The sequence below is a fragment of the Cupriavidus sp. CER-90 genome (assembly GCF_057652055.1).
Genome location: NZ_JBYGYM010000001.1, coordinates 1,253,564 through 1,271,286, shown reverse-complemented (window position 1 = coordinate 1,271,286; position 17,723 = coordinate 1,253,564). Strand labels below are relative to the sequence as shown.

Annotated in this window: 16 protein-coding genes; 13 read left to right on the top strand and 3 right to left on the bottom strand. The window is 66.1% G+C overall.

Going from position 1 to position 17,723, the window contains the following annotated elements; translation table 11 throughout:
• The first annotated feature begins 240 nt into the window (after positions 1 to 240).
• From AC24R4_RS05755 to AC24R4_RS05735, 5 genes are all read left to right on the top strand, one after another.
• A complete protein-coding gene (locus AC24R4_RS05755; protein ID WP_249640962.1) occupies positions 241 to 924 on the top strand; it encodes a 3-oxoacid CoA-transferase subunit A in 684 nt (227 codons plus the stop codon).
• Positions 925 to 943: 19 nt separating this feature from the next.
• Complete coding sequence (locus AC24R4_RS05750) at positions 944 to 1,591, top strand: CoA transferase subunit B (RefSeq protein ID WP_400393007.1); 648 nt, start codon at positions 944 to 946, stop codon at positions 1,589 to 1,591.
• A gap of 38 nt (positions 1,592 to 1,629) precedes the next feature.
• Positions 1,630 to 2,832 (top strand): 3-oxoadipyl-CoA thiolase, encoded by a 1,203-nt coding sequence (gene pcaF, locus AC24R4_RS05745; protein WP_400393005.1) that lies wholly within the window; start codon positions 1,630 to 1,632, stop codon positions 2,830 to 2,832.
• A 255-nt stretch (positions 2,833 to 3,087) separates the two neighbouring features.
• Positions 3,088 to 3,819, top strand: coding sequence for an SDR family NAD(P)-dependent oxidoreductase (locus AC24R4_RS05740; protein WP_400393003.1), 732 nt, complete (start codon positions 3,088 to 3,090; stop codon positions 3,817 to 3,819).
• Between the two features lie 109 nt (positions 3,820 to 3,928).
• Positions 3,929 to 4,933, top strand: a complete 1,005-nt coding sequence (locus AC24R4_RS05735) for a Bug family tripartite tricarboxylate transporter substrate binding protein (RefSeq protein WP_029051535.1) — start codon at positions 3,929 to 3,931, stop codon at positions 4,931 to 4,933.
• 228 nt (positions 4,934 to 5,161) lie between these two features.
• Here AC24R4_RS05735 and AC24R4_RS05730 read toward each other — a convergent pair whose 3' ends face one another.
• Complete coding sequence (locus tag AC24R4_RS05730) at positions 5,162 to 5,377, bottom strand: hypothetical protein (protein ID WP_153949808.1); 216 nt, start codon at positions 5,375 to 5,377, stop codon at positions 5,162 to 5,164.
• A 341-nt stretch (positions 5,378 to 5,718) separates the two neighbouring features.
• Here AC24R4_RS05730 and AC24R4_RS05725 point away from each other — a divergent pair, with 341 nt between their 5' ends.
• The gene (locus tag AC24R4_RS05725; protein WP_400393000.1) at positions 5,719 to 6,309 is read left to right on the top strand and encodes a PadR family transcriptional regulator; all 591 of its coding nucleotides are present in this window, start codon (positions 5,719 to 5,721) and stop codon (positions 6,307 to 6,309) included.
• Between the two features lie 93 nt (positions 6,310 to 6,402).
• On the opposite strand, the gene AC24R4_RS05720 is transcribed toward AC24R4_RS05725, so the two are convergent.
• The gene (locus AC24R4_RS05720; protein WP_400392998.1) at positions 6,403 to 7,392 is read right to left on the bottom strand and encodes an NAD(P)H-dependent flavin oxidoreductase; all 990 of its coding nucleotides are present in this window, start codon (positions 7,390 to 7,392) and stop codon (positions 6,403 to 6,405) included.
• A 242-nt stretch (positions 7,393 to 7,634) separates the two neighbouring features.
• Here AC24R4_RS05720 and AC24R4_RS05715 point away from each other — a divergent pair, with 242 nt between their 5' ends.
• Together AC24R4_RS05715 and galE are read left to right on the top strand one after the other, a co-directional pair.
• On the top strand, positions 7,635 to 8,693 hold the full coding sequence (locus AC24R4_RS05715) for a tyrosine-type recombinase/integrase (protein WP_400392996.1): 1,059 nt from the start codon (positions 7,635 to 7,637) through the stop codon (positions 8,691 to 8,693).
• A 119-nt stretch (positions 8,694 to 8,812) separates the two neighbouring features.
• The gene (galE, locus tag AC24R4_RS05710) at positions 8,813 to 9,832 is read left to right on the top strand and encodes a UDP-glucose 4-epimerase GalE (RefSeq protein ID WP_400392994.1); all 1,020 of its coding nucleotides are present in this window, start codon (positions 8,813 to 8,815) and stop codon (positions 9,830 to 9,832) included.
• 79 nt (positions 9,833 to 9,911) lie between these two features.
• On the opposite strand, the gene AC24R4_RS05705 is transcribed toward galE, so the two are convergent.
• On the bottom strand, positions 9,912 to 10,223 hold the full coding sequence (locus AC24R4_RS05705) for an H-NS histone family protein (RefSeq protein WP_400393012.1): 312 nt from the start codon (positions 10,221 to 10,223) through the stop codon (positions 9,912 to 9,914).
• 555 nt (positions 10,224 to 10,778) lie between these two features.
• Here AC24R4_RS05705 and AC24R4_RS05700 point away from each other — a divergent pair.
• The 5 genes from AC24R4_RS05700 (at position 10,779) to AC24R4_RS05680 (ending at position 17,658) form a co-directional block, all read left to right on the top strand.
• Positions 10,779 to 12,596 carry a methyl-accepting chemotaxis protein gene (locus AC24R4_RS05700; RefSeq protein ID WP_487522474.1) on the top strand — a complete coding sequence of 606 codons (1,818 nt, stop codon included), beginning with the start codon at positions 10,779 to 10,781 and terminating at the stop codon, positions 12,594 to 12,596.
• Between the two features lie 138 nt (positions 12,597 to 12,734).
• Positions 12,735 to 14,714, top strand: a complete 1,980-nt coding sequence (locus tag AC24R4_RS05695) for a putative bifunctional diguanylate cyclase/phosphodiesterase (RefSeq protein WP_487522473.1) — start codon at positions 12,735 to 12,737, stop codon at positions 14,712 to 14,714.
• 177 nt (positions 14,715 to 14,891) lie between these two features.
• Positions 14,892 to 15,275, top strand: coding sequence for a response regulator (locus AC24R4_RS05690; protein WP_400394938.1), 384 nt, complete (start codon positions 14,892 to 14,894; stop codon positions 15,273 to 15,275).
• 173 nt (positions 15,276 to 15,448) lie between these two features.
• Entirely contained in the window at positions 15,449 to 15,937 is a 489-nt protein-coding gene (locus tag AC24R4_RS05685; protein WP_153949800.1) for a chemotaxis protein CheW, read from the top strand.
• An 83-nt stretch (positions 15,938 to 16,020) separates the two neighbouring features.
• Positions 16,021 to 17,658, top strand: coding sequence for a methyl-accepting chemotaxis protein (locus tag AC24R4_RS05680; RefSeq protein ID WP_400394936.1), 1,638 nt, complete (start codon positions 16,021 to 16,023; stop codon positions 17,656 to 17,658).
• Positions 17,659 to 17,723 lie beyond the last annotated feature (65 nt).

Here is a 17,723-nt window from a genome sequence, read left to right as displayed (position 1 = left end):
GGGGTTCGTATAGCGAACATCGCTGCGCGCCCGATCCGCCGACCATCACCGAAGCCGCCGCAAGACGGCTCATCAAGACAACTGCAAGATTGTGGACCCTGTCCCGATGTCGTCGCCGTGCCGAGCACGGGTCGGCGCATGGGACGCCCGTCCGAGCAGTCTGCCGGAGACATCTTTGCGTGCCGCCCCTCTTGCGGCCGGTCCCGGCGCGATGCCGGACCCTTCCGTACTGGAACGCAAGTGATCAACAAGCTATATGACTCGGTGGAAGCGGCAGTGGCCGGCATCCACGACGGCGCCACGATCCTGATCGGCGGCTTTGGCCTGGCTGGCATGCCGGCGGAACTGATCGACGCGGTGATCGCCCAGGGGGCGCGTGACCTGACCATCGTCAACAACAACGCCGGCAATGGCGACACGGGTCTGGCGGCACTGCTGAAGACCAAGCGCGTGCGCAAGATCATTTGCTCGTTCCCGCGGCAGGTGGATTCGTATGTGTTCGATTCGCTGTTCCATGCGGGCGAGATCGAACTGGAACTGGTGCCCCAGGGCAACCTGGCCGAGCGCATCCGCGCCGCCGGGGCCGGCATTGGCGGTTTCTTCACGCGCACGGCCTACGGCACGCCGCTGGCCGAAGGCAAGGAAACGCGCATCATCGACGGCCAGGGTTATGTGTTCGAAAAGCCGATCCACGCCGACTTCGCGCTGATCAAGGCCGACACGGCAGACCGCTGGGGCAACCTGACCTACCGCAAGACCGCACGCAACTTCGGCCCGATCATGGCCATGGCTGCCAAGTGCGCCATCGTGCAGGTCAGCCACGTCGTCGAACTGGGCGACATGAACCCCGAGCACATCGTCACGCCGGGCCTGTTCGTCAAGCGTGTGGTCAAGGTGGGCGGCTCGGCTGCCCAGGCCGCCTGAGCGTAGAAGGAGAAAGAACATGCAACGCCTGACCCGCGACCAGATGGCCGCCCGCGTGGCCAAAGACATTCCGGACGGTGCCGTGGTGAACCTCGGCATCGGCCTGCCCACCCTGGTTGGCAACCATCTGCCGGCCGACAAGGAAATCCTGCTGCACAGCGAAAACGGCCTGCTGGGCATGGGCCCCGCCCCGGCTGCCGGTGAGGAAGACGGCGACCTGATCAACGCCGGCAAGCAGCCGGTGACGATCAAGGCCGGTGGTTCGTACTTCCACCATGCCGATTCGTTCGCGATGATGCGCGGCGGCCATCTCGACTACTGTGTGCTGGGCGGCTTCCAGGTGTCCGAAAAGGGCGACCTGGCCAACTGGCATACCGGTGCCCCCGGCGCCATTCCCGCCGTGGGCGGTGCGATGGACCTGGCAATCGGCGCCAAGCAGGTGTTCGTGATGATGGAGCACCTGACCAAGCAGGGCGAGAGCAAAATCGTGCCGGAATGCACCTATCCGCTGACCGGCATCGGCTGCGTGACGCGCATCTACACGGATCTGGCCACGCTCGACGTGACGCCGGACGGCCTGGTTGCCCGCGACCTCGCGGAAGGCCTGTCGTTTGACGAACTGCAACGTCTGACCGGCGTGCCCCTGAAGCAGGCCCAGGCCGCCTGATCCACCACCCAGACCACCAAAACCGAGCGAGACAGAACATGAGCGACGCATTTATCGTTGACGCCATCCGTACCCCCATCGGCCGTTACGGCGGCAGCCTGTCCGGCGTGCGCGCGGACGACCTGGGCGCGGTGCCCCTGAAGGCACTGATGGCACGCAACGCCGGCCTGGACTGGTCGGCCATCGACGACGTGATCTACGGCAACGCCAACCAGGCGGGCGAAGACAACCGCAACGTGGCGCGCATGTCGGCGCTGCTGGCCGGTCTGCCGGAGGCCGTGCCGGGTTCGACGATCAACCGCCTGTGCGGCTCCGGCATGGACGCCACGGGCACTGCCGCGCGCGCCATCAAGTCGGGCGAAACCAACCTGATGATCTCGGGCGGCGTGGAAAGCATGAGCCGCGCCCCGTTCGTGATGGGCAAGGCCACGTCGGCGTTCTCGCGCCAGGCCGATATCTTCGACACCACCATCGGCTGGCGCTTCATCAACCCGGCGATGCGTGCCGCCTACGGCGTGGACTCGATGCCCGAGACCGCCGAGAACGTGGCCACGGACTACAAGATCAGCCGCGAAGACCAGGACCTGATGGCGCTGCGCAGCCAGGAAAAGGCGTCGCGCGCCCAGGCCGACGGCACGCTGGCCCAGGAAATCACCGCCGTCACCATTCCGCAAAAGAAGGGCGACCCGATTGTGGTCGACCGTGACGAGCACCCGCGTGCCACCAGCATGGAAGCCCTGGCCAAGTTGCGCGGCGTGGTGCGCCCGGACGGCACCGTGACCGCCGGTAATGCGTCGGGCGTGAACGATGGCGCCTGCGCCATCCTGCTGGCCAGCGAAGCGGGCCTGAAGCAGCACAACCTGAAGCCGCGTGCCCGTATCGTCGGCATGGCAACGGCCGGCGTGGCACCGCGCGTGATGGGTATCGGCCCGGCACCGGCCACCCAGAAGCTGATGAAGCAGCTGGGCATGTCGCTGGACCAGATCGACGTGATCGAACTGAACGAAGCGTTTGCCGCGCAAGGCCTGGCCGTGCTGCGTCAGCTGGGCATCGCCGACGACGACAAACGCGTGAACCCGAACGGCGGCGCGATTGCCCTGGGCCACCCGCTGGGCATGAGCGGCGCGCGCCTGGTGACGACGGCGCTGTACCAGCTGGAGCGTACCGGCGGCCGCTTCGCGCTGTGCACGATGTGCATCGGCGTGGGCCAGGGTATCGCCATGGTGATCGAGCGGGTCTGATCGTTCAGGGCTGAATGCCGTCGTTGTGCGCGCCCCTCGCCCATGCTATGGGAGAGGGGAGCAAACATGGGGCAATCGGCCAGTTCATCATCCGCTTAATTCCCCTCGTTTCCCGCCGTTAATACAGGTGGGAAGTTTCAGTGGTGTCTCTTCCCCAACGAGGTAGAGCATTGCGGCCAGGCCGACGGGCTCGCCGGTCTTGCCGCATCTTTTTCTGACTGACCCGGCTCATGTGTGCCGGTGCGGAGTTCCGAGATGTCCCTTCCCGTTGCCACGCTTGTCACCGGCGCCAGTTCCGGCATTGGCCGTGCGATTGCAGAAATGCTGCTCGCCGATGGCGTGACCCGTGTGATCAATGTCGACTATGCAGAGCCGACGTGGTCGCATCCGAACCTGACCTTTTTCCAGGCCGACCTGACCAACGCCGACGCCACGCGTGCGGTGGCGGAAAAGGTGACCTCGCAGTTCGCGGTGACCCGGCTGGTCAACAACGCCGGCGCCACGCGTCCCGGCACGGCCGATACGGCCACCGCCGCCGATCTCGATTACGTCGTGGGCCTGACGCTGCAGGCAACGATGCTGCTGACCCAGGCCTGCCTGCCCGCCATGCGTGCGGCCGGCTTTGGGCGTATCGTCAACATGGCCTCGCGCGCGGCGCTGGGCAAGCCCGAGCGCGTGGTGTATTCCGCGGCCAAGGCGGGGCTGGTTGGCATGACCCGAACGCTGGCGATGGAGCTGGGCGGCGACGGCATCACCGTCAACGCCGTGGCACCGGGTCCCATCGCCACCGAGCTGTTCCGAAAGAGCAATCCGGAGGGCAGCGAACAGACACGGCGCATCCTGGCAAGCATCGCCGTGAAGAGAATGGGAACGCCGGAAGACGTGGCGCGTGCCTCGCTGTTCTTCCTCGCCCCCGAGAATGGTTTCGTGACGGGACAAGTGCTGTACGTCTGCGGCGGAACCACGCTGGGGGTGGCACCCGTATAAGAAAGTTGCCCGCCCCAAGGCACGGGGTGGAATAGCGATACACAAGCATTGCGCCCACGGCCGCGCACAAGGTTCGTCCGCGGGTGTGCATCAATTCCTGGAGCACAAGATGAGCATCACCAATCAAACCTCGAAGGCGCGCAGACGCCTGCTGGCCGCTGGCGTCGCAATGGCCGCCGGCTTTGCCGTCATGACCGGCGCGCAGGCGCAGGGCAACTACCCGACCAAGCCGATCACGATGATCGTGCCGTTCTCGGCCGGTGGCACCACCGACATCCTGGCCCGTATCGTCAGCCTGCAACTGGGCAAGGCGCTGGGTCAGCCGGTGGTGGTGGACAACCGTCCGGGCGCGGGCGGCAACATCGGCGCGTCGCTGGCCGCCAAGGCACCGGGCGACGGCTACACGCTGTTCATGGGTACGATCGGCACGCACGCGATCAACCAGTCGCTGTACTCGAAACTGCCGTACGACCCGGTCAAGGATTTCGCGCCGATCACGCGCGTGGCCATGGTGCCGAACATCGTCGTGGTGAACCCGAAGGTGCCGGTTCACAACATCAAGGAACTGATTGCCTACGTGAAGGCCAACCCGGACAAGCTGTCGTACGGTTCGTCGGGTAGCGGTTCGTCGATGCACCTGTCGGGCGAGCTGTTCAACTCGATGACCGGCCTGCATATCCAGCACATTCCGTACAAGGGCAGCGCCCCGGCCGTGAACGACCTGCTGGGCAACCAGATCGGCCTGATGTTCGACAACATGCCCTCGTCGTACCCCCACGTGAAGGCCGGCAAGCTGCGCGCCATCGCCGTGACCTCGGGCAAGCGTTCGCCGGCACTGCCGGACGTGCCGACCGTGGCCGAAGCCGGTGTGCCGGGCTATGAGGCCACGTCGTGGTTCGCCCTGTACGCCACCGGCGGCACGCCCCAGCCGATCGTCGATCGCCTGAACGCCGAAGTGGTCAAGATCCTGGCCATGCCGGAAGTGAAGAAGCAGATGGCCGAGCAAGGCGCCGAGCCGAACCCGGAGAAGCCGGCCCAGCTGGCCGCCTTCATGAAGTCGGAAACCGCCAAGTGGGCCAAGGTGGTGAAGGCTTCGGGCGCGACGGTGGACTGATCGGCCGAGCCTGCGTCGGTAGCACGCAGGCAAGCCGTACGGCAATACTCGAACCGGCTCCGGGCGCCTGCCCGGCGGCCGGTTTTTTATTGCCTGCGCCAAAAGCCGCGCGCCAAAGAAAACGCCCGCGAGGTTGGCGCGGGCGCAAATCCCAGGTCCGTGAGGACAGGAGGAGACAAGCTGCGGCTTCGGCGTGCGGCCGGGCGGACCCTGGCCGCCGGCAGGCAATCAGGTCAGGCTGTACTTGACGACCTGTTCCTCGACCCCGACGAAGCGCACCAGCTGCCGCAGGCCGCTGGCGTATTCCTTGATATGGTGGCCGTCCGGGGTATCGGGCAGCCGGTAGTAAATCGGTGCCGTTCCGGCACGTGCGCGCGCGGCGCTGACGGACACCGAGGACTCGCCCGCTGCCGTGCCTTCGGTGATTTCCGGTCTTGCGTTCATCGACGACTCCCAGGAGACGCATGGCGCTGAACGTTGGGCCGGCAAGGAAAAGGCGCGCGCATGCGGGTGGCAATGTCTGGAATGTATTGCAGGCGGTCGCGAAAAGCCATTTCGATTTTTTTACATCAGTTTCAGGATAATTGCCTAAATTGTCATATTTAGGATTCTGTTGGGCTGTCGATATCAGGATGGTGGTCCCGCGCCGGCGCCGCCCGACAGGCGTTGCAAGGGTTAACGGCATGACGCGCTCCGACTTGCGCGCTACCATAGCGCCACCCTGAACATTCCCGGCTCAAGGCAGCAACCTTCATGCCAACCCCGGGCCACCACTTCCACGGCGAATGTCCACCCAGCACGCGCTTCTGATTTCCCTGATTGAAAAGCCGTCGTCGGGTTACGACCTGGCGCGCCGCTTCGACAAGTCCATCGGCTATTTCTGGCACGCCACGCACCAGCAGATTTACCGCGAACTGGGGCGGATGGCCGAAATGGGCTGGATTGCGGCCGAGGACGGCGGCAAGGATCAGGCGGCCCCGGCCACTCCGGCCAGCGCACCGCACGGGGCGCCGGCGGAAAAAAAGAATCGCAAGAAGGTGTATTACGTGCTGCCGTCCGGCCGCGACGAACTGGTGCGATGGGTGCTGTCGCCCGGTGCGGGGCTGGACCAGCGTGAGGAAATTCTGGTCAAGCTACGTGCAGATGCTGCAATCGGGCCGCTCGGGCTTGACGAGGAAATGCGGCGCCTGATCGCCCTGCACGAGGATCGCCTGGCGCTCTACCGCGATATCGAACGCAAGGATTTCGGCGGCACGCTCGACCGGCGCCAGCAAATCCAGTATGCGCTGCTGCGGCGAGGCATCCGGTTCCAGGAGGACTGGGTGAAGTGGGGGCGCGACTTGATGCCGCTGCTGGAAATACCCGGCGAAGGCTAACGGCGGAGTACCGGACGCCAATCCCCTTTCCCGCCCGGTCATGCACCGGGGCGGGAAAGGGAAACATCACGAATACATCAGAAAAACGCCAAATCAGGCGACGCTGGCCGCATGCGCGGCGGCTTCCGCTGGCGCCAGGCCCAGGCGGCGCCGTGCCAGTGCGTACTCTTCCACGAAACGGCGCACCAGTTCGGCTGCCGGTACCACGCGCTTGATGGCGCCCACGCCCTGACCGGCGCCCCAGATGTCCTTCCACGGCTTGACGCGGGTCGAGCCGAAGTTCATGGCCGTGGCATCCGACGTCGGCAGTGCTTCCGGGTCCAGGCCCGAGCGCACGATGCTTTCGCGCAGGTAATTGCCGTGCACGCCCGTGAACAGGTTGGAATAGACGATGTCGTCGGCGTTGCTGTCGACGATCATCTGCTTGTAAGCGTCCTGGGCATTGGCTTCCAGCGTGGCAATGAAGGCCGAGCCGATATAGGCCAGGTCTGCGCCCGCGGCCTGGGCGGCCAGCACCGCGTCACCGCTGGCGATGGCGCCGGACAGCAGCAGCGGGCCATCGAACCATTCGCGGATCTCGTGCAACAGCGCAAACGGCGACAGCGTGCCGGCATGGCCGCCCGCGCCGGCCGCCACGGCGATCAGGCCGTCGGCGCCCTTGTCGATCGCCTTGCGGGCAAAGGTATTGTTGATCACATCATGCAGCACGATGCCGCCATACGAATGCACGGCCTCGTTGACTTCCGCGCGGGCGCCCAGCGACGTAATGACGATGGGCACCTTGTAGCGCACGCACATTTCCAGGTCGTGTTCGAGCCGGTCGTTGGACTTGTGCACGATCTGGTTGACCGCGAACGGGGCGGCGGGACGGTCGGGGTGCCTGGCGTCGTGCTCGGCCAGCTCGGTCGTGATGCGGTCCAGCCATTCCTCCAGCTTCTCGGCCGGGCGCGCGTTGAGCGCCGGGAACGAGCCCACCACGCCGGCCTTGCATTGCGCGATGACCAGGTCGGGATTGGAAATGATGAACAGCGGCGAGCAGACGGCCGGGAGCGACAGGTTTTGCAGCAGGGCGGGAATGGCCATGGCGGTTCCTTCGGAAGAGGGCGGCAATTCGTGGGGCACATGCCATCGACGCGGCGAGGCAGGCAGGCGATCAGGCAATCGGACTTGCTATGCAACCAGTTGCATGATGAACCGCAAGGTATCACGTCCGCCCGACCCCATGCAACGGGTTGCAGCGACTATTTGCGGCACCGCCGCAGCGGCCAGTGGCGCATTGTCTACAATGGCCCCATTGCCTTATGCGCCATGCAGGAGATGAAGTGGTGACCCACCCCGCGATCGACACCGGCCCGCCCGGCGGGGCGCAGCCGGTGTCCGACGACCTGTTCGATGCCGACCTTGCCGCCTGGTATCGGCAGCCCGAACGTGCGTTCGACGGCTGGCTGGCCCGGCATGGCTTTCGCCCCGGTACGGCCATCGTCTACCGCGCCATGTGGGGCAAGCTGCTGCGCTGGTCCGCCGAGCAGGGTCTGCCGCCACTCAAATGGTCGGCCGGCCAGATCGGCGCCTTTCTCGATGCGCAGCAGCTTCACAAGCGCCACCGCTATCGATATGCGCGACTCATAGAGCGGATCTTCCACCACCTGGCCACACTGCAACAGAATTTGCACAATCCGGCCAGTCAGGCGGTCAAGGCGCATCTGGCCGACGGCGAGAACGATCCCACGGCCTTTCTGCTGCCGGGTGAGCGCGACCTGCTCGTCGCCCGAATCCTGGCGCCGCAGCCCGAATTGCCGGCCGGCAAGGACGCCAGGGGCGAGATGTCGCCCACGGCCTGGAAGCGCGCCCGGGACGTGGCGCTGCTTGCCGTGTTGCTGGGCGGCGGCCTGAAGGTGGCCGAGGTGCGCGCGTTGCGCCTGGAAGCCATCGACGGCATCGACGACGGTGCCATGGCCATCCGCATGGTGCGCCCCGATAACGGACGTACTTATATGGTGCCGCTGTTCGGCTTTGCCCATGCGCCGCTGCGCCGATGGCTGGGGGTTCGTCAGGCGGCGGAATCGCTGGGCGACCTGGTATTTCCGGCCATGGCCAATGGACGGCCGATGCATGCGGCGTCGATCTATCGCCGCATTGAAATCCTGCTGGAAGAGGCCGGGGTGCTGGCTGGCCGCAGCGAGCGGGCGTCGCCCCAGACGCTGCGCAATACGTGTGGTGCGATGCATTTCGACGCCGGTACCACCCCGGCTGCCGTGGCCCAGCTGCTGGGCATGCGGGATCTCGAATCGGGCTGGCGACTGCACGCCGCCTACGAGGCGTGGCAGGCACGCGCGGGGTTGCCGCTGATGACACCGCAGGCGGCGCGCGCCCGGGAATCCTGACAATCATTCGAATGTACGAGGCGGCCGTAAAATGGGCGGGATAAGATGTCGGTTCGACCCGCGAATTCCGACCGGGATTCGGCCAGCGTCCTGAAACACTTACCGACCTGACAATTTCCATGGCTGAAACGTTACTGCTGACCGGCGCAACCGGATATATCGCCTCGCACACCTGGGTGGCGTTGCATGAGGCGGGCTATCAAGTGATCGGACTCGATAATCTGTGTAACAGCAGCCGCGAGGTGATCAGCCGGCTGGCGCGCATTACCGGGACCACACCCCATTTCGTCGAAGGCGATGTGCGTGACCGCGCGCTGCTGGACCGCCTGTTTGCCGAGCACGAGATTGCGGGTGCGATTCATTTTGCGGCGCTGAAGGCGGTGGGTGAATCGGTCAGCAAGCCGCTCGAATATTACGGAAACAACCTCGAAGGCATGATCACGCTATGCAGCGCCATGCAGGCGGCTGGCGTGCGGCAACTGGTGTTCAGTTCGTCGGCCACGGTCTATGGCAATCCGCATACGGTGCCGATTCTCGAGGATTTCCCCCTGTCGGCCACCAATCCGTACGGGCAGACCAAATTGATGGGCGAACAGATCCTGCGCGACCTGGAAAAATCCGATCCGGAATGGCGCATCGCTTTTCTGCGGTATTTCAATCCGGTCGGGGCCCATGAAAGCGGCCTGATTGGCGAAGACCCGGGCGGCATTCCGAACAACCTGATGCCTTACGTGGCCCAGGTGGCTGGCGGACGACGCGAAAAGCTCAGTGTCTATGGTGGCGATTACCCGACCGTCGATGGCACGGGCGTGCGCGACTACATCCACGTCTGCGACCTGGCCGATGGCCACGTGGCGGCGCTGAACTACCTTCGCCAGCATCCGCGAGGGATGACCGTCAACCTGGGCACGGGCCGTGGTTACAGCGTTCTGGAGGTAGTGAAGGCCTACGAACGTGCCAGTGGGCGGGCCGTGCCGTACCAGATTGTCGACCGGCGTCCGGGCGACATTGCGTCGTGCTATGCCGATCCGGCGCTGGCGCAGCAAATGCTGGGCTGGCAGGCCCGCCATGATCTGGACCGCATGTGCCAGGATTCCTGGCGCTGGCAGTCGATGAATCCCCAGGGGTTTGCGGCGTGAGCGGGGCAAGCCAATAAAAAAACCGGGCCATGGCCCGGTTTTTCTTTGCGCGCCTTCTTTGCGCGCGTGGCGTCGCGGCTTAGCGAATCAGGAAGTCTTCCATCGACTTGCCATTGGCCAATGCCTGGGTCAGCCAGCCCGGACGCTTGCCGCGGCCGGTCCAGGTATTGCCGGCGCTATCGCGATAGCGGACCGGAACCTTGCGTGCGGTAGTGGCCTTCTTGCCGGCCACGCCCTTGCCACCAAATCCGAGATCTTCGGCGGTCAGGCCAAATTGTTCGATTTTCTCGCGAATCTCGGCGATCACCGTCGCTTGCTCGCGCGCCTTGATCTCTTCGGCCTCCCGCTGCAGTTCGCTGATTTTCTGAACGATTTCCTGATATGTCGCCATTTGTATCCCTCGATTTACTGGTGGGTCCGTGAATAGACGAAAAGCATTATAACCACTGTCGGCCATGCTGCAAATGCTTTGCGGCTGCGCGCCAAAAAATACGAAAAATCTCAATTAAGAAGAATTACTGAACTTATGACAAGGGCGATAGTCGGGCGTTTGCTGCCGCGACGGCGGCAGAATGGACCGGCGCAGCAGATAGCGCGCGGTGCGCGGGCCGTCTCGCATCGCCGCGGAAACATGAATCAAAACTTAATGCGGGAATTAGGAGACGCAGTCCGGCGCAAGCGGGTTTCAGTGAACGCTCCATTCCGGCCCGGCAGGCAATATTCATTTGCCGGCATGCGCTGACTCACCCCGCGTGGTGCAGCACGGGCCATTTACGCAGGCGATTGAAAGTGCGTCAGTCGCCATACCCGAAAACCATTTGCCACGCAACTCAAGGAAGGCTGGGCGCCGGCCGTTATCGAGTCCTGAGCGGGCCGCACGGGGTGTCGGTCTGCCGGACCGGGGCAGGGGAGTGGCTTCGGGTGATTTCCTAATGATCAGCACATCATGTCCTTTCATCAGAATATTCAGATCAAGACCCTCTTGCGGGGCGCCATGGCTGCGCTGGCGGCCATCCTGCTGGTTGTGGGCGGAGCGGGATTGCATGGCATTTCCCAGTCCAATGATGCGCTGAAGGAGACCTATGCCAACCAGCTGGCTTCATCCCAGGCGCTGGCCGATGCCATGATCGGCACCACGCGCCTGCGCCTGGCGCTGGACCGTACCGTCATGCCCGGCAGCGAGGGCGAGGACATGAACAAGCACGTCGAACGCTCGAAGGTCTTTGTCGAGTCGTCCGACAAGGGCTGGAAACGCTATTTGGCGCTGCCGCAGAACGACGAGGAAAAGGTTCTGGCCAACGCGCTGGCTGCCAAGCGCCAGGAGTTCTTCGAGACGGGCGTCGCCAAGTGGCAGCAGGCGCTGACCTCCGGAAACCGGGAGGAAGCCCTGCGCATTGCGCGCGAGGTCATGCCGGAACTGCAGCGCAGCATGTCCTCCGCGCACGAAAAGCTCGAGAAGTTCCAGATGGACGCGGGCAAGGCAAACTTCGAAGCCGCCCAGTCGCGCTTTGAAGTGATCCGCACGATGTCGATCCTGCTGATCGTCTTCGGTCTGGTCATTGCCGTGGTGGCCGCCATGATGCTCCACCGCGCCATCGTGCGTCCGGTGGAAGAGGCGCTGTCCGTATTCGAACGCATGGCCGCCGGCGACCTGACGTCGCGCATCAGCAGCATGTCGAAGAACGAGGTGGGCCGCATGATGCAGGCGCTGGCCCGGATGCAGGACAGCCTGTCGGGCATCGTGTCCGAAGTGCGTACCGGCACCGATTCGATCGCCTCGGCCACCCAGCAGATTTCGGCCGGCAATACCGACCTGTCGCAACGTACCGAAGAGCAGGCGGCCTCGCTGGAGCAAACCGCCGCCAGCATGGAAGAACTGACCACGGTGGTACGCCAGAACGCCGACAACGCCCGCCAGGCTGGCGTGCTGGCCGGCGAAGCCTCGCAGATCGCCCTGAAGGGTGGCGACGTGGTGGGCCGCGTGGTTGACACCATGAACGAGATCAACGGCGCATCGCGCAAGGTGGTCGAGATCATCGGCGTGATCGAAGGCATCGCCTTCCAGACCAATATCCTGGCGCTGAATGCCGCCGTGGAAGCGGCCCGGGCCGGCGAACAGGGCCGCGGCTTTGCCGTGGTGGCCGGCGAGGTGCGCAGCCTGGCGCAGCGCAGCGCCAATGCCGCCAAGGAAATCGAATCGCTGATCAGCGAATCTGGCCAGCGTGTGGAAAGCGGCACGAAGCTGGTGGCCGAAGCCGGCAACACCATGGGCGAGATCGTGCAGGCCGTGCGTCGCGTCACGGACATCATGAACGAGATCAGCGCCGCGTCGCAGGAACAGACCACCGGCATCGAGCAGGTGAACCAGGCCGTGGCCCAGATGGACCAGGTCACGCAGCAGAACGCGGCACTCGTGGAGGAAGCCGCCGCCGCCGCCGGCGCGCTGGAAGAACAGGCGCAGAAGCTCAAGAGCGTGGTGTCGGTGTTCTCGCTGGCGTCCGATGGCGGTGCGTCGCGCCTGCTGGCAGCGCCGTCACGGCCCGCGCATGCGCTGGCGCCGGCCCAGCCCGTGGCTGCCCCCGCTGCCCCGGCTGCACCGGCCAGGTCCAGCGCCGTCGCCGGCGCTGCGGAACGTGCGCCGGTGCGACCCGCGGCCAAGCGTCCGCCCGTGGTGCGCAAGACCCGCGAGCCCAAGCTGGTGCGCCCCGCGCTGAACCAGCCGGCCGGCGCGTCGAACCCGGACGACAACTGGGCCGCCTTCTGATTGTTTCGCGCCCGATATAAACAGGACTGAGTGCCACGAGGTTCACACGGAGCGCGCAAGATGCCATGATGCGGGGTTTTGTCTGCCCCGCATCCCGGTGTTCCCCGCGCCCTTGCCGTTTCCCTTCGCGCAGCCCCAATGATTGCCACGAATACCCTCCTGTTGCTGCTTGCAGCCGCGCTCGGCGTCGTTGCCGCGCGAGGCATGCGCGCTGCCAAGCCGGAAGGCGAGCCGGGGCGCAAGGCTGTCCGATCGCTGGCATGGTCGGCCGCGCTCCTGTCGCAGGCCACCACGGGCATGCCGCTCTGGGTGGCGGTGGCTTCGGGCACGCTGACGGCCGCCAATCGCGGCGCCGACGCGGCGGCAACCTTCGCCGCAACCATGGCGGCAAGCATGGCCGCGTCGCACCTGATTGCCCCTGCCTGGCACTGGATGCGCCAGGGCAGCCGTGGCTGGCAGGTTGCCATCGTCACGGCCATGCTGGCGGGTGCCGGCATGGTGGCGGTGGCCGGTGCACGGCTGGGCCGGGCCTGCGGCGGCCTGTCGATGTCCCCGCGCGACTGTCTGGACGTGGCCGGCCCGCATGGGTCGGCGTGGCTGGCCGGCGGCCTGGCGCTGCTGTGCTCCGCGCTCTATGCGATGCATCGCATCCAGTCGCGCCGGTGGGCGGGGGCCTATGCCGAGGGGGCGCTCGCCGACGACGCCCCTGACGAATTCCCGGTGGCCGCGCGTGCCGGCGAGTCCCGTGTGGTGCGGCGCGGCCACGGTCGCATGGGTGGGCTGACCGTACGCGCGTCGGGCCGCGACCAGCCGCCCGTCGGCGAATACAGCGTCAGCAACGAAGACCTGCCCGACCGTACCGCCTTCGCGCGCTGGCTCGACCAGACCATCGCGCACGCCCGCTTGTCGGAAACCGCCTGCGCCGTGCTGCTGATCCATATTGCCGACTTCCGTGAAGTCGACGAAGTCTTCGAAGTCCGCGCCGACGACATCCTGGCCCAGGATGCCGGCGCGTTGGCCCAGGCCGCGCTGGAACCGCATCATTTCCTGGCCCGGCTGGCGCGCGACGAGTTCGCGGTGGGCGTGCCCGAACTGGTGCAGCACAGCCGGGCGCACGAACTGGGCGCGCGCGTGCTGGGGTCGCTGTCCGAGTTCGTGGCCGCGCGCGGCCTGCAGATGCAGATTGGCGTGAACATCGGCATCGCCATTTATCCGCGCGATGCGGCCACGTCGGAATCGCTGATGCAGGCGGCGCGCGTCAGCCTGTCGGAGGCGCGCGAAAGCGGGTCGAACCAGATGCGCGTGTTCAATTCCGCCGCCGGCGAACGGGCGCGCCGCATGCGCGTCATCCGCCGCGATCTCTGGCCGGCCATCCAGGACGACGCACTGTCGCTGATGTACCAGCCGAAATACGACGTGAAGTCGCGTGGCGTGGTGGGCGCCGAGGCGCTGTGCCGCTGGCGGCATCCGACGCTGGGCCCGGTCAATCCTGCGGAATTCATCATGGTGGCCGAGCAGTCGGGCCAGATCGACAAGCTCGACGACTGGGTCATCTCGACGGTCTGCGCGCAGGTGCGCGCCTGGCAGGACGCCGGGCTGGCGACGGTGCCGGTGGCCATCAACGTGTCGGGGCTGCGCTTTGCCAGCCGCAACTTCCCGCAGTACCTGCTCGAACAGATCCACCAGCACGACATTCCGCCGTCGGCCATCACGCTCGAAATTACCGAGACGGCGGCCATGAAGGACATCGGCAAGTCGATGGAGACGCTGGCCGAGCTACAGTCGCTGGGCATCCACGTGGCGCTGGACGACTTCGGCAGCGGCTACTCCAGCCTCGGCTACCTGAAGCGGCTGCGCGTGGGCACGCTCAAGATCGACCGCACGCTGATCGGCGGGCTGGACGCCGACCCGCAGGGCCGGGCGATCGTCGGGTCGATGGTGGCGCTGGCGCACGAACTGCGCATGAAGGTGGTGGCCGAAGGCGTGGAGTCGGCATCGCAGCTGGACATCCTGGACGGCATGGGCTGCGACGAGGTGCAGGGCTACCTGATGGCCGTGCCGCTCGACGCCCCGGCGTTCGCCGAACAGCTGCAGGGCACCCAGCCGCTGCGCGCCTGAGCACCGGCGGCGAAATGTGAAAAATTGTCGATAACGCTAAAGCGCGCGCCTGGCGTGTCGTTATGAAGGTGACAGGGCAGTGGCGCATGCCGGATGTCGCACGCCCGAGCCAGCTGGCCTGTCCGTCGCCGGCCGCGCTGCCTTGCCACTGGCGGACCAACCCACACGGAGTCCCCGATGTCCCTTCCGCACATCCTCGTCGTCGACGATTCGCCATCCCTGCGCCGCATGACGGGCGCCTGCCTGCGCGCGGGCGGATTCATGGTGACCGAGGCGGCCGACGGCAAGGAGGCGCACGAGGTGGCCATGGAAGAGCCGTTCGGCATGCTGGTCACCGACCAGGTGATGCCCGTCATGGACGGCCTGTCGCTGATCCGCGCGCTGCGCGCCACCCCGGCCTATGCGTCGATTCCGATCCTGATGCTTTCGACCGAGCACGACGACCGCATCCTGGACCAGGCCCGCGAGGCCGGCGCGTCGGGGTTCCTGGCCAAGCCCTTCGATCCGGAAGACCTGCTGGCCTCCGTCCACGCGCTGCTGGACCCTCCCACGGAGGGGTAAGCCGGGCGCCAAGTCGTCCTTAATTCACCCCGCATCGTGCCGTAAATACTGGAGGGCCATAGCAGGTGGTCCGGCTCGGCCCATTGGGCCGCGGGCCGGCAGACCGCCTCGGGTCGCCAGCAGCCAGGGACACGCTATCCCCGGCCACGACCAACCTTGCCAGCGGGGGCAACATGAATACCAGCAACAACCGGGCGGACGGCGCGGGAGAAGAGTTCCTGGCCTTCCGGCTTGGCCGCGAGGAATACGGCATCGACATCCTCAAGGTCCAGGAAATCCGTGGCTACGAATCGGTCACGCAGATCGCCAACGCGCCTGACTACCTGAAGGGCGTGGTCAACCTGCGCGGCACCATCGTCCCGATCATCGACCTGCGCATCAAGTTCAACCAGGCCGAGATCAGCTACGACCAGTACACGGTGGTGATCATCGTCGATATCCATGAACGCACGACGGGCATCGTGGTTGACGGCGTATCCGACGTGCTCACGCTGACCCCGTCGCAGATCAAGCCGGCGCCGACGCTGTCCGGCGGCGTGGCCACCGACTATATCCGCGGGCTTGGCTCGCTGGAGGGGCGCATGCTGATCCTGACCGATATCGAGAAGCTGATGGATGTCGACGACCTCGCGGCGCTTGACGCCGCGGCCGGCACCGCCTGACCCACCCCGTAACAAGCGGCCCGTAGCGCCCGCGCGAATGCGGGGGCGCCGGTGCCGGAGCCTTCAACGCAGTTCGAGCACCCATGCGCAACAACCAGCCTGTCACGCAGCGCGAGCATCCGCTCTCGCCGGACGATTACCTGATCTCCCGAACCGATCTCAAGGGTCGCATCACGTTCGCGAACCGGGCGTTCGTGGAGACCAGCGGCTTCTCGTCGGCAGAGCTGCTGGGCGCGCCGCACAACCTGGTGCGCCACCCGGACATGCCGCCCGAAGCGTTTGCCGATCTCTGGACGTCGATCCAGGCCGGCAAGTCGTGGGTCGGCATCGTCAAGAACCGCCGCAAGGACGGCGACCACTACTGGGTGCAGGCAACCGTCACGCCGACGCGCGTGGCCGGCCGCATCATCGGCTACACGTCGGTGCGGTCGATGGCGTCGCGCGAGCAGATCGACGCGGCCGAGGCTGCCTACAAACGGTTTCGCGAGCAGCGCGCCGCCGGGCTGGCGATCCGCGACGGGGCCGTGGTGCGGACCGGCGTGGCCGGCTTCTTCGGCCGCCTGACCCGCCTGAACCTGCGCCGCCGCATCCTCTGGGCCCAGGTGGCCGGGCTTGCATGGTTCCTGGTGGCGCTGGCTGGCGTGCACTGGATGTCCGCCGACGCTGCCGCCCAGTTGTGGCCGTGGCTCTGGGGCGCTTTCGCGCTGGCCGTGATCTCGTCGATGGCTTCTGGCGCGCTGCTGATCTCCCGCGTGGAAAAGCCGGTCGGCGAGATGCTCGACTTTGCGCTGCGCATGGGCGCCGGCGACCTGACCACGACGTTCGAACACAAGGCCGGCGACGAAGTGGGTGCACTGGCGCGCGCCATGCGCACGATGCAGCGCAGCCTGCTGTCGGTGGTGCATGACATCCAGGAAGGCATGACCAGCATCTCGACGGCCACGCACCAGGTGGCCGCCGGCAACAACGACCTGTCGCAGCGCACCGAACAGCAGGCCGCCTCGCTGGAGGAAACGGCTTCGAGCATGGAGCAGCTGACCGGCACGGTCCGCCAGAACGCCGACAACGCGCGCCAGGCCACCGGGCTGGCCGCCAATGCGTCGGAGACGGCCGTACGCGGCGGCGAGGCCGTGGGGCGCGTGGTGCAGACAATGAACGAAATCAACGAGGCATCGCGCAAGATCGTCGACATCATCGGCGTGATCGAGGGCATTGCCTTCCAGACCAACATCCTGGCGCTGAACGCCGCCGTGGAAGCGGCGCGTGCCGGCGAGCAGGGCCGCGGCTTCGCCGTGGTGGCTGGCGAGGTGCGCAGCCTGGCGCAGCGCAGCGCCAACGCGGCCAAGGAAATCAAGGGCCTGATCGGCAACACGGTGTCGCGCGTGGAAAACGGCGCGGCGCAGGTAAGCGAGGCCGGCGCGACGATGGACGAGATCGTGCAGGCCGTGAAGCGCGTGACCGACATCATGGGCGACATCAGTTCGGCATCGGCCGAGCAGAGCGCGGGCATCGAGCAGGTCAACGAGGCCGTGGCGCAGATGGATGAAAGCACGCAACAGAACGCAGCATTGGTAGAGCAGGCCGCTGCGGCGGCCGGCGCGCTGGAAGAACAGGCCGACCGCCTGCGCGAGTCGATCTCCACATTCCGCGTGAGCGCCCAGGCCGAGGTCCGGCCCGCGCGCCCACGCCAGATGGAGACGATGGCGGAGGCGGCGGGCTGAAGTGGGGAGCCGGTCCGCGCCCGGCAGGGCAGGGGCCATTCCAGAACGGGCCGCGCCAAAACACG

Coding starts and splice junctions, on each gene's coding strand:
- AC24R4_RS05720 (WP_400392998.1), bottom strand. CDS start 7,392: ATGGCCATTCCCGCCCTGCTGCAAAACCTGTCGCTCCCGGCCGTCTGC.
- AC24R4_RS05735 (WP_029051535.1), top strand. CDS start 3,929: ATGAGCATCACCAATCAAACCTCGAAGGCGCGCAGACGCCTGCTGGCC.
- AC24R4_RS05685 (WP_153949800.1), top strand. CDS start 15,449: ATGAATACCAGCAACAACCGGGCGGACGGCGCGGGAGAAGAGTTCCTG.
- AC24R4_RS05690 (WP_400394938.1), top strand. CDS start 14,892: ATGTCCCTTCCGCACATCCTCGTCGTCGACGATTCGCCATCCCTGCGC.
- AC24R4_RS05680 (WP_400394936.1), top strand. CDS start 16,021: ATGCGCAACAACCAGCCTGTCACGCAGCGCGAGCATCCGCTCTCGCCG.
- AC24R4_RS05725 (WP_400393000.1), top strand. CDS start 5,719: ATGTCCACCCAGCACGCGCTTCTGATTTCCCTGATTGAAAAGCCGTCG.
- AC24R4_RS05700 (WP_487522474.1), top strand. CDS start 10,779: ATGTCCTTTCATCAGAATATTCAGATCAAGACCCTCTTGCGGGGCGCC.
- galE (WP_400392994.1), top strand. CDS start 8,813: ATGGCTGAAACGTTACTGCTGACCGGCGCAACCGGATATATCGCCTCG.
- AC24R4_RS05705 (WP_400393012.1), bottom strand. CDS start 10,223: ATGGCGACATATCAGGAAATCGTTCAGAAAATCAGCGAACTGCAGCGG.
- pcaF (WP_400393005.1), top strand. CDS start 1,630: ATGAGCGACGCATTTATCGTTGACGCCATCCGTACCCCCATCGGCCGT.
- AC24R4_RS05695 (WP_487522473.1), top strand. CDS start 12,735: ATGATTGCCACGAATACCCTCCTGTTGCTGCTTGCAGCCGCGCTCGGC.
- AC24R4_RS05750 (WP_400393007.1), top strand. CDS start 944: ATGCAACGCCTGACCCGCGACCAGATGGCCGCCCGCGTGGCCAAAGAC.
- AC24R4_RS05730 (WP_153949808.1), bottom strand. CDS start 5,377: ATGAACGCAAGACCGGAAATCACCGAAGGCACGGCAGCGGGCGAGTCC.
- AC24R4_RS05740 (WP_400393003.1), top strand. CDS start 3,088: ATGTCCCTTCCCGTTGCCACGCTTGTCACCGGCGCCAGTTCCGGCATT.